The organism is Psychromonas sp. (assembly GCF_983033635.1).
The window spans coordinates 28,666-42,245 of record NZ_CEZLMY010000016.1 but is presented as its reverse complement, the minus strand read 5'-3'; the positions used below and the strand labels follow the sequence as shown (position 1 = coordinate 42,245).

The 13,580-nt window shown below is 41.5% G+C and carries 10 protein-coding genes; 7 read left to right on the top strand and 3 right to left on the bottom strand.

The features are described from left to right. The 4 genes from AC4GME_RS03915 to AC4GME_RS03900 form a co-directional block, all read left to right on the top strand. The coding region (locus AC4GME_RS03915) for an endonuclease (protein WP_490379037.1) at positions 1-1,292 on the top strand (1,292 nt) is incomplete at its 5' end. A gap of 217 nt (positions 1,293-1,509) precedes the next feature. Then, on the top strand, positions 1,510-3,741 hold the full coding sequence (gene priA, locus AC4GME_RS03910) for a primosomal protein N' (protein WP_490378111.1): 2,232 nt from the start codon (positions 1,510-1,512) through the stop codon (positions 3,739-3,741). A 226-nt stretch (positions 3,742-3,967) separates the two neighbouring features. Continuing rightward, entirely contained in the window at positions 3,968-4,969 is a 1,002-nt protein-coding gene (locus AC4GME_RS03905) for a hypothetical protein (RefSeq protein WP_490379036.1), read from the top strand. A 534-nt stretch (positions 4,970-5,503) separates the two neighbouring features. Continuing rightward, the gene (locus AC4GME_RS03900; protein ID WP_490378926.1) at positions 5,504-7,060 is read left to right on the top strand and encodes a diguanylate cyclase domain-containing protein; all 1,557 of its coding nucleotides are present in this window, start codon (positions 5,504-5,506) and stop codon (positions 7,058-7,060) included. A 588-nt stretch (positions 7,061-7,648) separates the two neighbouring features. Here AC4GME_RS03900 and AC4GME_RS03895 read toward each other — a convergent pair. After that, positions 7,649-9,307, bottom strand: coding sequence for an FAD-dependent oxidoreductase (locus tag AC4GME_RS03895; RefSeq protein ID WP_490378375.1), 1,659 nt, complete (start codon positions 9,305-9,307; stop codon positions 7,649-7,651). 117 nt (positions 9,308-9,424) lie between these two features. Next, positions 9,425-9,634, bottom strand: a complete 210-nt coding sequence (locus AC4GME_RS03890) for a YgaP family membrane protein (protein WP_490378925.1) — start codon at positions 9,632-9,634, stop codon at positions 9,425-9,427. A 146-nt stretch (positions 9,635-9,780) separates the two neighbouring features. Here AC4GME_RS03890 and AC4GME_RS03885 point away from each other — a divergent pair, with 146 nt between their 5' ends. The 3 genes from AC4GME_RS03885 to AC4GME_RS03875 all read left to right on the top strand — a co-directional run bounded on the left by AC4GME_RS03885 (position 9,781) and on the right by AC4GME_RS03875 (position 11,048). Further along, positions 9,781-10,098, top strand: a complete 318-nt coding sequence (locus AC4GME_RS03885; protein ID WP_490378924.1) for an ArsR/SmtB family transcription factor — start codon at positions 9,781-9,783, stop codon at positions 10,096-10,098. Positions 10,099-10,161: 63 nt separating this feature from the next. Further along, complete coding sequence (locus AC4GME_RS03880; protein WP_490378923.1) at positions 10,162-10,584, top strand: YeeE/YedE family protein; 423 nt, start codon at positions 10,162-10,164, stop codon at positions 10,582-10,584. Then, a complete protein-coding gene (locus tag AC4GME_RS03875; RefSeq protein WP_490378922.1) occupies positions 10,584-11,048 on the top strand; it encodes a DUF6691 family protein in 465 nt (154 codons plus the stop codon). Before AC4GME_RS03880 ends, AC4GME_RS03875 begins: the two co-directional genes overlap by 1 nt. 268 nt (positions 11,049-11,316) lie before the next feature. On the opposite strand, the gene relA is transcribed toward AC4GME_RS03875, so the two are convergent. Then, positions 11,317-13,530: a GTP diphosphokinase gene (gene relA / locus AC4GME_RS03870; protein ID WP_490378495.1), complete on the bottom strand. Its 2,214-nt coding sequence runs from the start codon at positions 13,528-13,530 to the stop codon at positions 11,317-11,319. Between the last annotated feature and the right edge of the window lie 50 nt (positions 13,531-13,580).

Here is a 13,580-nt window from a genome sequence, read left to right as displayed (position 1 = left end):
AGCCAACCAATTTAGCTGTTAATGGCGATTTTGAAAGTTGGACTGATGCAAAACCCACTGGTTGGACACTCATTGATAGTGGAATAGAAGTGCTGCAAGATAGTACTATTTTTAAAACTGGTTTAAATTCTGTAGCGATTACAGTTAATACCGGCACTCAAGGTGATACCGATTTCCGTCAAAGCGTCAATGTGGTAGCGGGTAAAACATATACCCTCTCTATGTCTATTTATCACACCGAAGGCTTCCAGAAAGCTCGCATTTATCTAGCTACTTATAAAGGCTATTCAGATAAGAATCTCATTAATCAATGGCAAGAAGTTAGCGAAGAATATACTGCTACTGAAACTAAGGATATTGAAATTGGTGCGCGTTTTTACGATGATGGTGATTTTGATGGTTCTGAAATTGTTTATATTGATAATTTGACCTTCACGGAGAAGGCTGGAACTACCCCAACAGATCCAGTTGAACCTACCGATCCAGTTACTACGATCCCTGTTGTTGCTCTTACCCCAGCTGAGATAGCGACATATTATAGTGCTGCAACGGACAAAACCGCTTTTGAGTTAAAAACTGCGCTTTATAATATCATTAAGGATCATACTGCGAAAAGCTACGGTGATTTATGGACCTTTATGAGTACTTACTCATTAGATATATATTATGAACAGGATGGTTCTATCTTAGATATGTACTCTGAAAACTCCTCTGCTTCAGATAGTTACAACTTCACGCCGGTAACTAAGCAATGCGGTAATTACAGCAGTGAAGGCGACTGTTATAACCGCGAACACTCTTTCCCAAAAAGCTGGTTTGACGATGCTTCTCCTATGTATACCGATGTTCATCATATTTTCGCAACTGATGGTAAGGTAAACAGTTACCGTAGTAACTATCCGTATGGTGAGGTTGGCACGGCCACTACCACATCAACAAACGGAAGCAAATTAGGTCCAGCAAGATCTGGCCTAGGCTATACAGGAACTGTCTTTGAACCGATCGATGAATTTAAAGGCGATTTTGCAAGAGCCCATTTTTATATGGCAACGCGTTATCAAGATATCGCAGGCTCATGGGCGCTCAACTCGGACAACGCTAATGCCGTGTTAGATGGTAGCGGTGATCAGGTGTTTGAACCTTGGGTCATTGCTATGTTAAAAACCTGGAGCACAAATGATCCGGTAAGCCAGAAAGAGATTGATCGTAATAATGCAGCAGCTCAGTATCAGGGTAACCGTAACCCTTTTGTTGATCATCCTGAATATGTAAATGAAATTTGGGCTGATTAATAGAGTCGGATAAAACATTGCCTTTTGCCTCAACAGGTAAAAGGCAATATTCACTACACCATTTCAATATTTATGATAGAAATAGCAAATCAGATCTAAAAAATAATATCAGCCCCCTTTTATGGAAAAAATCCCTTACTTCTTTACCTGTATTTATTTAAGTCGCTCACTTTAAAAAGCGTTACAATAGATTTTTTATTATTAGCTAATTGAGTTTATGACCCAACCTATTATTTGTCGCATCGCGCTGGCGATCCCACTGCATAAACAGTTCGATTATTTACTGCCCGGTTATCTGCTTAAAACAGATATAAATAACCTGGTTGGCTGTCGTGTGCGTGTTCCTTTTGGTGGAAAAAGGCAGATGATCGGGGTAATTTGCGAAGTGAACCCTCACTGCGATTATGCATTGGATAAGTTAAAAAATATCACCCAGTTAATTGATCAGACACCGTTATTAGATAGCAACCTCTGGTCGCTTTTGCGCTGGGCTGCTTTTTATTACCAGCATCCTTTTGGTGATGTATTTCAGCAGGCGATTCCAAGCCTATTGCGCCAGGGTAAAGAAGCAAACTTCAAGGGCTGTGAACATTGGCAACTGTCGGGAAACGACTTTAATTTAGATGATTTTAAAAACGCGAAAAAACAGCAACAGGCTCTCTCTTTGTTACAAGCATCTGCATTAGCTACAGAGCAGTTAAAAGCGCAGGATGTTAGCCGCCCGACACTGAAAACATTACAAGAAAAAGGTTTAATCGAAGCAGTTGAGTTACAACCAGATTGCAATCTAAACTGGTCAGACTCCTTTTCAGAAAGCACACAAAAACCAACATTAACTGCCGAACAGGCGATTGCGATTACCAGCGTTACCCAGCAAACTGATGCATTTAACTGTTTTTTATTGGAAGGTATTACTGGCAGTGGTAAAACCGAGGTTTATCTCAATATATTAAAACCTATTCTGCAAGCAGGTAAGCAAATATTAGTGATAGTGCCGGAAATTGGTTTGACCCCGCAAACCGTACAACGTTTTCAGGCGCGCTTTAATGTGCCCACTTACCTAAAGCACTCCGGGTTAAACTCGCGTGAACAGTTAGATACCTGGTTACATGCCAAGCAAGGTAGCGGAGCAATTATTATCGGCACGCGCAGTGCCGTTTTTAGTGATTTTAAAAACTTAGGGTTAATCATTATTGATGAAGAGCACGATGGCTCTTTTAAGCAGCAGGATGGTTTTCGTTATCATGCCCGGGACTTTGCCATAAAACGCGCATTTCAACAAAAGATCCCGATTGTTTTAGGCTCAGCAACCCCCTCTCTGGAAACCCTGCATAATGCCCTGCAGGGAAAATATCAGCACCTGCATCTCACGCAGCGTGCAGGTAATGCCAAACCACCGGCCAGCAGTTTGATTAATTTAGCCGGCTTACCGCTTAAATCAGGTTTATCACCACAACTGATTGAACTGATGGGAAAACACCTCGCTAAAAATAACCAGGTAATTCTGTTTTTAAATCGCCGCGGCTATGCACCAGTGTTGATGTGCCATGAATGTGGATGGCTGGTGAAATGCCCCCGCTGTGATGCATTTTATACATACCATAAATCCGCAAATTATCTGCATTGTCATCACTGTACCTCTACCCTGCCAGTACCTCATCAATGCCATGATTGTGGTTCAACGCAGTTAATCTCAACCGGGGTGGGCACAGAGCAGCTAGAAGAGACACTGAATACACTTTTCCCCGATCACCCGACGGTGCGAATTGATCGTGATAATACCCGTAAAAAAGAGAGCTTTAATCAGTATTTAAATGACATTAACAAGGGGAAATACAAGATTCTGCTCGGCACACAGATGCTTGCCAAGGGGCATCATTTTCCAGACGTTACTTTAGTGGCATTAATTGATGTTGATGGCGCACTCTTTTGTAATGATTACCGTGCCAGTGAACGATTAGCGCAGCTATTTACACAAGTAGCAGGCCGCGCGGGACGAGAAGAGAAAAAAGGGCAAGTTGTTTTACAAACGCACCATCCAGAGCACAGTTTACTGCAGGATCTTATCAATAATGGTTATTTGGAGTTTTCCAGAAATGCACTGCAGGAGCGAGTTTTAGCACAATTACCACCCAGTTCATTTCAAGCATTACTGCGCTGCGAATCCGATAATGCCACTCAAGCGGAGAACTTTCTCGGTTTGTGCAAACAGATACTGGCGCAGATCACTGCGGCGAATAAGATAAGCGAACGACTGCTTATTTTAGGGCCGATTCCCGCATCAATGGAGCGACGGGCGGGTAAATACCGCTTTCAACTACTGTTACAAAGTGAGCAACGCGCTTTGATTACGCAAACCCTGCAGCAGGCACTCAGCGATTTTGATAATCTCCCCGAAGGCCGTAAAGTGAGATGGTCGATAGACGTTGATCCTATCGATTTTGTATAAACTAGCCGAGTTGGTCGGTTTATTTATCAAAAGATCTGCCTTTACAGCCCTTTGCATAATGTTAATTGCCAGAAAAAGCATCAGACTCGAATCTAAGAACAAAGGCCTGTTATTCGCCCTATACTCCGCAAAGTAAAACTAATAAACTAAAGCGCTTACCCTAACCAAACAATAGGTTAAGGTTATTGGCATATACGCACACTTATAGTAAGGGATAGCATTCTTCATGGACACCTTTGTTCGATTCATCAAACTGTTAACTGCCTTAGGTTTGCTTGCCTTGGCTGCCGCCATCGTATTTTTTGCCTCTGAAATTCGCCAGTTTCGTCAGCAATTACCGGCACTACTTGAACAAATTGATGATACTGCTCAACGAGTCTCGCCGATTATCAATGAGGTTGCCGAGCTGAAACAGTTTGTACCGCAAATTATTGAACAAAGTAAAGGTTACCAGCAGCTGATACCTGAGGTATTAGCCAGAGTTGATATGATTAATCAGCAGGTGCCGATTATTATCAATGAAGTCTCAACGGTCACTCAATCTATTGAACCAATTTTAAAGCAGTCTGATGAGTGGCGAGCCGAGCTTCCGGCGCTGTTAAAGTTAGTTGATGAAACCAATCAAACTGTGCGCAGTACCAATAAAACAATAGCGGGTACTAACCAACAAATTGCTAATGCATTACCGCAAATCCCGTTGATCTTGGCTGAAAGTGAAGCATTGCGTATTGAGGTTCCAGAAATAATCGCTAAGGCGGAAGCGTTAGTGGGGCAGGCCGAACAAGTGGGCAAAGATGCGAGCAAAGGCATGCTAACTGGGTTTGTTGGCGGGATCCTTCATTCACCATTTGAATTGATAGGAAAAATCGGCAAAGACACGACCGAAATATTGCGCCTAAAGGATGCCAACAGCGTCTCGAACAAAGACCGGAAATTATATGGCGAAGCAATGGCGCGTTTAATGGAAAAACCTAAAATTGGCGCTAAACAGTCTTGGAGTAATGGTAAGTCGGGCAATAAGGGGATTATCACTATTAGCGAAGTGGCTCAACAAGGGAAAAATAAGTGCTACCAATTTGTTAGTGATTTCACCATCGCTAACGGAGATGACCAAGGCCACCATGAACTGACCACAGAGGCCTGCAGTAATGAGCATGCTAATGAGGGTAATGAGGGCCAGATCTTTAATTTTGGTAATGAGGACCAGATCTTTAATTTTGAATTTTGAATTTTCAGAAAACAGATAAAATCCACAGGCTCAAAATTAAAGACCTGCTCAGAATAACACGGGAAAAAGCGAGCGCGGGTATAACTTAAATTTTCACTGCTTGAGTCGCAATGGAATCCATACATAGCTTGGGGGCGTTTCCGTGTTAGCTTTCTAAGGCGCAAAGGGCACAAACCGACTTAGAACTTTTGCACTATTTGTCTGTTGAGATTACCCCATTTACGCTCGCTTTCTCCCAAGAGCGAGCAAAACAGACATTTTCCGTTGATGGAGTTTCAATGAATAACAATTCAACATCTGCATATTGTGCTGCCGTAGTTATGTCTAGATCTAATATGAGTTAGAACAGTGAGCAATGCAGAAGGTAATACCTGATCCCAAAATCACTTTCATCTTCAGCGCTTTATTTTTTTGTGTGATAAAATAGTGTCGTTTTCAATACCCAGCTGCTTTTAAAAGTCGTACATGGTGTTACTGTTTAGATCAAAGGAAGTTCACCAGTGAAATGTAATTTATTATTAGAATGGATCTAAAATGCTTGATCTAGATAACCGTACTCTACTAGTTGTAACGGCCCTGGTCTCGATTGGTTCTGCTGTGGCTTTGGTTTCTCTGTGGCGATCCCAGTCTCGGCGTAACGGCGCGGGTTTTTGGGCTTCGGGTATGTCCTGTGTTGCCGCCGCCAGTGTCTTAATCTCTGGGCGTGGAAATATTCCCGATTTCATCTCACTGGTTGTTGCTAATTCACTTTATGTGATCGGGTTTCTGCTTATCTTACGGGGAATTCGTGTTTTTACGAGTCGCCCTCCATTGTTGTTTCTTGATTTGGGGCTTCCCCCCATAACCGTCTCGCTTTTCTACTATTTTAACTATGTCGATCAAAATCTGAATATCAGAATAGTCGTCCTTTCCACCGCGTTCGTAATGATCTGCTTTGCCATTGTTCTAACCTTGGTACGTGATAAAAATACACCTTGGCGAACCGCTGGATTCGCCGTGGCTACTATTTACGGTTTGTTTGGTGTTTCTCATGGGGCACGGGGAGTAATAGCACTGCTGTCCCCATTCGAACATTCTTTTATGTATCCAAGCATTTCGTCGTCGTTAGTCTTTCTGGGGGGAATATTTATCCTGGGGGGAAGTACGATAACGCTTATCTTGCTGACTCACGCAGCCTTGGAATCGGAACTTCGAATTGTTTCCCTTGCAGTTAACCAGTCAGCTTCATCGATAATTATTACCGATACAAGCGGATCTATTGGATACGTCAATCCGGCCTTTACGGAAAAAACGGGGTATTCCTCGGAAGAACTCATTGGAAAAAATCCTCGTATTTTGCGTTCTGGCGAAACGAACCCTAAAGAGTACGCTGCTCTTTGGAATGCGCTGTCTGCTGGGGATACTTGGCGGGGGGAGTTTCATAACCGTAAAAAGAATGGTGAACTTTTTTGGGAGATTGCATCGATAGCACCAGTCAAACAAAGGAATGGAAAGATTAGCCATTATGTTGCGGTTAAAGAAGATATCACCGCCCTGAAGAATGCCGAGGAACGCATCCTCCATATGGCTAATCATGATGTTCTAACAGGACTACCTATGCGGCGGCTTTCTATGGATCGTCTGGTGAGCGCCTTGAAGATCGCGAGGCGGAACAAAACAAAGGTGGCAGTTCTGTTTGTTGATATTGATGGCTTTAAGACGGTTAATGATACTCTCGGGCATGATGCGGGTGATCATGTTCTAAAGGAAACGGCAGCTCGGCTTTGTTCCAGTGTTCGGGAGGTGGATACGGTCGCGCGTGTTGGCGGTGACGAATTCTGGATTCTACTTACGGACGTCCTCGACAAAGACTGTATTACGACTGTAGCGGAAAAGGTGATTAAAGCAGTGGCAGCTCCCTATAAACTTGAGAGCGTGGAGGTCAAAATTGGTGCCAGCGTTGGTATTGCTTTATATCCTGACCATGGAGTAAGTCCTCAGGAATTAGTCAAATTGGCAGACCAAGCGATGTACGAAATAAAACGCCAAGGAAAAAATAATTATGCCTTCGCAGATGCTATTACCGCACCGAATTTTACCGACATTATGTAACAACATATTGCATTAAACGCCAATTGAAGTGGCTAAGTAAATTTGTCTTCCTTTGAGAGGCATCATATAAAAATATAAGGCGCGATGCTCCGAAGCGCCTTATATTCCTCAATACAAAACAGAATCAATCGTCATCTATTTGTAGCATCATCTAAAAGTTTTTGTCCCCAAGCGCTCGGCAAAGAAATGCATAACTAATCATCTTTTCTTAATTTCTTGAACGAAAAAGGTAGATCGTACTATGCTCGTTTATTCCCGAAAGCGAGCATAGAAGTGGCCAAATAAATTTGGTCACTATTTTTATTTTGTAAGGCGCAATGGGGGCGAAAGCGCGTTAGCTCAAGCGCATGACTATTCAGGTAGACGTTACTGTGCTAAAGAACTTCGATTTTGTAAGCCATTGGAATTGAAAGCAACGCAATTATTGGACATTTAGATCAGCTTAATTGATCACTTATTTAGTATGATTGCTATAAATTGGCCTGGTGTGATCAGCATTACCACGCTGAGCGTGGGAACGAGACTCAAAAAAGATGCAAAAAAGGGAAGCTGAGCTTCCCTTGGGGATTTAATAAAACAAAGTACGGGTTAGCGTGTTGCCAGTTTCCAAGTCTTAAAACCACCGCTTAAATTTTTCACTTTATAACCTAAGTTAGTTAATAAACGTGATGCCACATGACCGCGTAAACCGACTTGACAGTAAATTAAGATCTCTTTACTTTTATCAAGCTTAGCCAAGTTAGCACGCAACTCATCCACAGGGATATTAACAGCCCCGTGGATCATGCCCATATTATCCACTTCAAATTCAGTGCGAACATCCACTAGTATTTGTTTATCAGAAAGCGACTCAAGCTCTTCACTATGGAAAACAACCTCATCACCTTTCATCACATTAGATGCCACTAAACCCGCTTGGTTAACAACATCTCGGGCTGAGCCAAATGGTGGTGCATAACATAATTCTAAATCCTGCAGATCATAAACCGTTAAACCGGCACGCTGGGCAACAGAGATAATATCAATACGTTTATCAATACCGTCTTTACCAACCGCTTGTGCGCCTAATATCAGACCTGTTTCAGGATTAAACAGTAGTTTTAAGGTCACCGGATGCGCGCCAGGATAGTAACCAGCATGGCTTGCTGCATGCACATAGATTTTCTGATATGGCATTGCTTTACGTAGCAGTGTTTTTTCATTTAAACCAGTCGATGCAACCGCCAGATCAAATACTTTACAAATTGCCGTACCTTGGGTTTTTTTATACGTTTCCTTTGATCCAAAAATATTATTGGCTGCTAAACGTCCCTGACGGTTTGCAGGACCTGCTAATGGCGCTAATATCGCATCACCAGTTACAAATTCAGGATCTTCAATTGCATCACCTACCGCAAAAATTGCATCATCACTGGTCTGCATAAACTCATTCACTTTTATGCCACCTAGTTCGCCAATCTCTAAACCCGCTTGTTTTGCTAACGAAGTTTCCGGTTTAACCCCTACCGCCATAATTAACAGGTTAGTCTCTAAAAGCGAACCATCATTAAGTATTAATGTTAGTGATTTATCAGCTCCATCAGATGGGGCAACTTCCTGTAATGCTTTACCTAATTTTAATTCTACTTCATGCTGCTCAAGCTCATCATGCAAGGCATTAGCAATTTCGATATCAACAGGTGCCATCACTTGTGGTCCAAGTTCAACTATCGTTACCTTAATATTACGGTGACGCAGTGCTTCCGCCATCTCTAAACCGATAAAACCTCCACCACACACAGTTGCATGTTGCGGTTTATTAACTTCAATCGATGCAATAATCGCATCCATATCCGGCACATTACGTAATGTGTAGGTTAAATTGTTACGAATACCTGAAATTGGCGGTACAAATGGGCCTGCTCCCGGGCTTAAAATCAATGCGTCATAAGATTCTGTGTACTCTTTCTTAGTAGCAAGATCACGAACAATTACCGTTTGCGCTTGTTTATCTATTGATAAAACCTCATTCTGAACACGAATATCGACATTAAAGCGGTTTTTAAAACTTTCCGGTGTTTGTAATAACAACTTCTCTCTTAACTCAATTTCACCACCAATATGATATGGCAGGCCACAGTTAGCAAATGAGATATGCGGACCACGCTCAAATACAATAATTTCAGCATGCTCATCTAAACGTCGTGCCCTGGCTGCTGCCGATGCGCCGCCTGCAACACCGCCAATAATTAATATTTTTTTAGACATTGTTTTCCCCAAAGATTGTTACAAAAATATAAGGATCAAATAAAAATTGAAAATAGTAAAAACCAGTAACAATAATAGACTGTTACAGGGTTTTATTTATAAGTCGTAGAGAAGATATTATTTGTCTGAGTCAGATGACGCAGATTGACATCCGCATTTTTTCAAAAAAAACAGCGCAGGGCAGATCCCGGTAAAAGCACTCTGCAGCAAATTAGCGCCAACAAACACGGTTAACCACATAAATGCGGGGTGAACAAACTGCGTTAGTACCACTGAGAGTAATACCATTGATCCAGCTAACACTTTAATACCATTTTCAATTGTCATTTTTTACTGCCTTAAAAATTATGATTGATATATGAATCATATAATAACAACTAAATTAGCGATGTCTAATAAATATTACACTAAATTAGATTGATAAATATCATTACTATCTGTAATATGCTCAATATTCAAATTGAGGGTGAAAAATGAACAATAAATTAGCAACAATCCATGACAAAGCAGCTGAAGTCAGTGAACTACTAAAATTAATGGCCCACGCAGATCGTATGGTTGTTTTATGCTTATTATCGACAGGTGAAATGGGCGTTTCTGAATTGCGCGAACATACTCAATTAAGTCAGTCAGCATTCTCTCAACACCTTGGTGTATTAAGAAAACATGAGCTGGTGAAAATAAGAAAAGAATCTCAGCAGGTATTCTATTCATTAGCAGATGGTCGAGTAAGTTTATTACTGGGCGCCCTACAGCAAGCTTTCTGTCCAGCAGAAGCCGCTGATAAATAGATACAAGAGCGCTTGATAAGTCAATCAAGCAGCACCCATTTTCATTAACTTTTGGAGTCCGCTATGGAAAACTTTACCCCGTGGTCAGCATTAGCGGGTGGCGCTTTGTTAGGTCTGTCAGCCAGTTTACTGATGTTATTTGCAGGCAAAATTGCTGGCATCAGTGGCATTATTGGCGGTTTATTAACCCCGCAGAAAGGTGAATTCAAATGGCGGCTTGCTTTTGCTGTCGGTATGGTTATCAGCCTGTTTATTTTAATACCATTTGCAATTGAACTACCTGAACTTGTCAACCAGCCTCCCGTATACATCGTTATTGCGGGGATATTAGTTGGCTTTGGTACTCGCCTCGCTAACGGCTGCACCAGTGGTCACGGTATTATCGGCATGGGCCGTTTTTCTAAGCGCTCCGTTGTTGCAACTTGTGTATTTATGACAGTCGCGGCATTTGTGGTATTGCTTCGCCAACAGTTTGGAGCTTTGTAATGTTAAAAGTAATTATCGCTTTAATTTCAGGCATCTTATTCGGTGCAGGCATGATTATCTCAGGTATGGTCTCCCCGACTAAAGTGATTGGCTTTTTAAATATTACCGGCAACTGGGATCCTAGCCTGGCTTTTGTGATGGGCGGCGCACTGGCGGTATTTACCCCTTTCTACCATCTGCTGATTAAAAAACGCAGCCATGCAATAAACGGTGAAAAATTCAGTTGCACAAGCAATACTAAAATTGATGGTCAATTAATCTCTGGTGCGGCTATTTTTGGCGCTGGTTGGGGAGTTGCAGGTTTTTGCCCAGGTCCGGCAATGGCAAGTCTTGCTGGTGGCTCATTAACTATTTTTATCTTTATATTAAGTATGCTGGCAGGCATTATCTTTGCTAAACAATATTTGCAAGGGCGTTTACCATTACCTTTTATGGGGCAACGCAAAAAAACTTGTACTATTTAAGTCATATTATCGAACCTTAATAAATTAGCTATCATAAGAATTGACTCAATAAGTAATTTGATAGCTATTACCTTTTTCCTATTTTCACTTCCCTTCTCTTTAAAATAAAAAAAATTACTCAATATTATTACCGTTTATCCTAGCTGATAGAGGGAAAAGAAATTATTCTTTCTAATGAGAAATCAGCACTAACAGTGCCATAAGCTTTACTGCTAAGCCGCTGAAAATTGCAGAAAACTGCATTTTTCAGCTGCTATATTAGATCTTTTTATAAACGCCTTACATCAGAAACATCTTTTAACTGTTTTAACTTGGTTAATAGTTTACTGATCTCTTCACTGTTATAAACTTCTAAGTTCATATCAATAATTGCAGATTGGTTTTTAATATTAGACATAGTATTAAGTCCCAATACATTTGCTTTTTCATTGGATAGTAGCGTTGTAATATCTTTTAATAATCCACTGCGATCCAGTGCTTCAACACGCAGCGTTAATGAATAACCTGAAGAGTGAGACTCCCCCCATGAAGCTTCAATAATTCGCTCAGGATGCGCATCGCGCAGATCCGCAAGTTGCTCACACTGCTTACGATGCACAGAAATTCCACGCCCTTGAGTTATATAACCTTCTATAGCCTCTCCCGGAATAGGCTGACAGCATCGCGCAATAGTGTGCATTAAATTACCCACGCCATCGATAATGATATTGTTGCCGACCGCTTTAGGTGTAAAACTATTTTTACGTTTCTCCAAGGCCTCAAGAGCGGCTAAGTCCTGCTGCTCCAATGTTTGCTGGTGATGGTGATTATCTAAAAAATGTACTAACTGGTTGATACGCAGATCACCATTACCTACCCCTGCAAAAATATCATCATCAGAGCTGACATTAAAACGTTCAATCGCAGGTGATACATCACTCAATTTCAGTTTTACTTTGCTTAGTTCAACTTCTAAGAGTTCTCGTCCGGCCTGCACATTTTTATCACGATCCTGTTTTCTAAACCAAGTTGCGACTTTATGTCTTGCACGCGGAGCATTGATATAGCCTAAATTTGGATTGAGCCAGTCTCGACTCGGGTTAGCTTCTTTTTGAGTTAGAATTTCAACTTGATCACCCGTTTTTAACTGATAAGTAAACGGCACAATATGGTTTGCTATTTTTGCGCCAATACAACGATGTCCAACCTGGCTATGAATATAATAAGCAAAATCAAGTGGTGTTGCCCCGGCTGGCAGATCAACAACCTCCCCTTTTGGGGTAAACACATACACGCGGTCATCAAATACCTGGCTGCGCACTTCATCAACCAAGTTATCAGTATCAGAAATATCTTCCTGCCATGCCAGAAGTTTACGTAGCCAAGCGATTTTCTCTTCATATCCCCCTGCGGCTTTACCACCAGCTGTGCCTTCTTTATATTTCCAATGTGCCGCCACACCCAGCTCTGCATCATCATGCATCTGTTGCGTACGGATTTGCACTTCAATCGCTTTACCTTCCGCCCCTAAAACAACGGTATGAATTGATTGATAGCCGTTAGGCTTAGGGTTGGCAATATAATCATCAAACTCACTTGGAATATGACGCCACTGGGTATGAATTGCACCTAATGCCGCATAACAATCCTGCAGTTTTTCAACCACAACACGCACTGCGCGCACATCATAAAGATCTTCAAACTGCAGATCTTTTTTCTGCATTTTCCGATAAATACTGTAGATATGTTTCGGGCGGCCATAAGCAGTGCCATTTACCTGCATCTCTTTAAGTGAATTTTTTACACAAGCAACAAACTCTTGAATATAATTTTCACGGTCGATACGTTTTTCATCGAGTTGTCTGGCTATTTTTTTATAGATTTCAGGCTGCAGGTAACGAAAGGAAAGATCTTCTAATTCCCACTTTAACTGGCCAATACCTAAGCGATTTGCAAGTGGCGCATAAATTGATGCTATTTCACGTGCCACCAGGACCTTTTTCTCATCATCTGCTCCTTTAACCTGGCGCAGAAAACAGATCCGCTCTGCAAGTTTAATCACCACCGCGCGCACATCTTCAACCATTGCCAATAACATATGACGCAAGTTATCCACTTGTGAGGCACTGATTTTTGATGAGCCCTGATTTTGCAGAGCACGAATACCTTCCATATCCGTAGCGCCCTTAACCAGTTTGGAGATGCGTTTAACCCACAATTGATCCACTTGCTCTTGGGTTAATATTTTATGATCCAGTAACGGAAAGATTAACGCGGCATTTAAGGTATCCATATCCATATTCAGGGTCACTAGAATTTCCACCATCTCGGTGCCCAGTTCTAATAAGGGTAATTGCTCAGGTTGCACGCATAAAGCAATAATCTTTTCATAATTATCTAATAAGTTTTTTTGATCCGAGTCACTTAACCCTAAGGTAGTCACCCACTTTTTAGGATCTTTTTGCGCTGTTTGGTAAAAATGCGTATCGCGAACTGAAACCATAAAAAAACTCCAAAACAAAAACAAAAACAAATACGATTAAAAGAAAAACG

Bases quoted from the DNA above. Each gene is read 5' to 3' on its own strand.
- priA (WP_490378111.1), top strand. From the start codon at position 1,510: ATGACCCAACCTATTATTTGTCGCATCGCGCTGGCGATCCCACTGCAT.
- AC4GME_RS03905 (WP_490379036.1), top strand. From the start codon at position 3,968: ATGGACACCTTTGTTCGATTCATCAAACTGTTAACTGCCTTAGGTTTG.
- AC4GME_RS03900 (WP_490378926.1), top strand. From the start codon at position 5,504: ATGCTTGATCTAGATAACCGTACTCTACTAGTTGTAACGGCCCTGGTC.
- AC4GME_RS03895 (WP_490378375.1), bottom strand. From the start codon at position 9,307: ATGTCTAAAAAAATATTAATTATTGGCGGTGTTGCAGGCGGCGCATCG.
- AC4GME_RS03890 (WP_490378925.1), bottom strand. From the start codon at position 9,634: ATGACAATTGAAAATGGTATTAAAGTGTTAGCTGGATCAATGGTATTA.
- AC4GME_RS03885 (WP_490378924.1), top strand. From the start codon at position 9,781: ATGAACAATAAATTAGCAACAATCCATGACAAAGCAGCTGAAGTCAGT.
- AC4GME_RS03880 (WP_490378923.1), top strand. From the start codon at position 10,162: ATGGAAAACTTTACCCCGTGGTCAGCATTAGCGGGTGGCGCTTTGTTA.
- AC4GME_RS03875 (WP_490378922.1), top strand. From the start codon at position 10,584: ATGTTAAAAGTAATTATCGCTTTAATTTCAGGCATCTTATTCGGTGCA.
- relA (WP_490378495.1), bottom strand. From the start codon at position 13,530: ATGGTTTCAGTTCGCGATACGCATTTTTACCAAACAGCGCAAAAAGAT.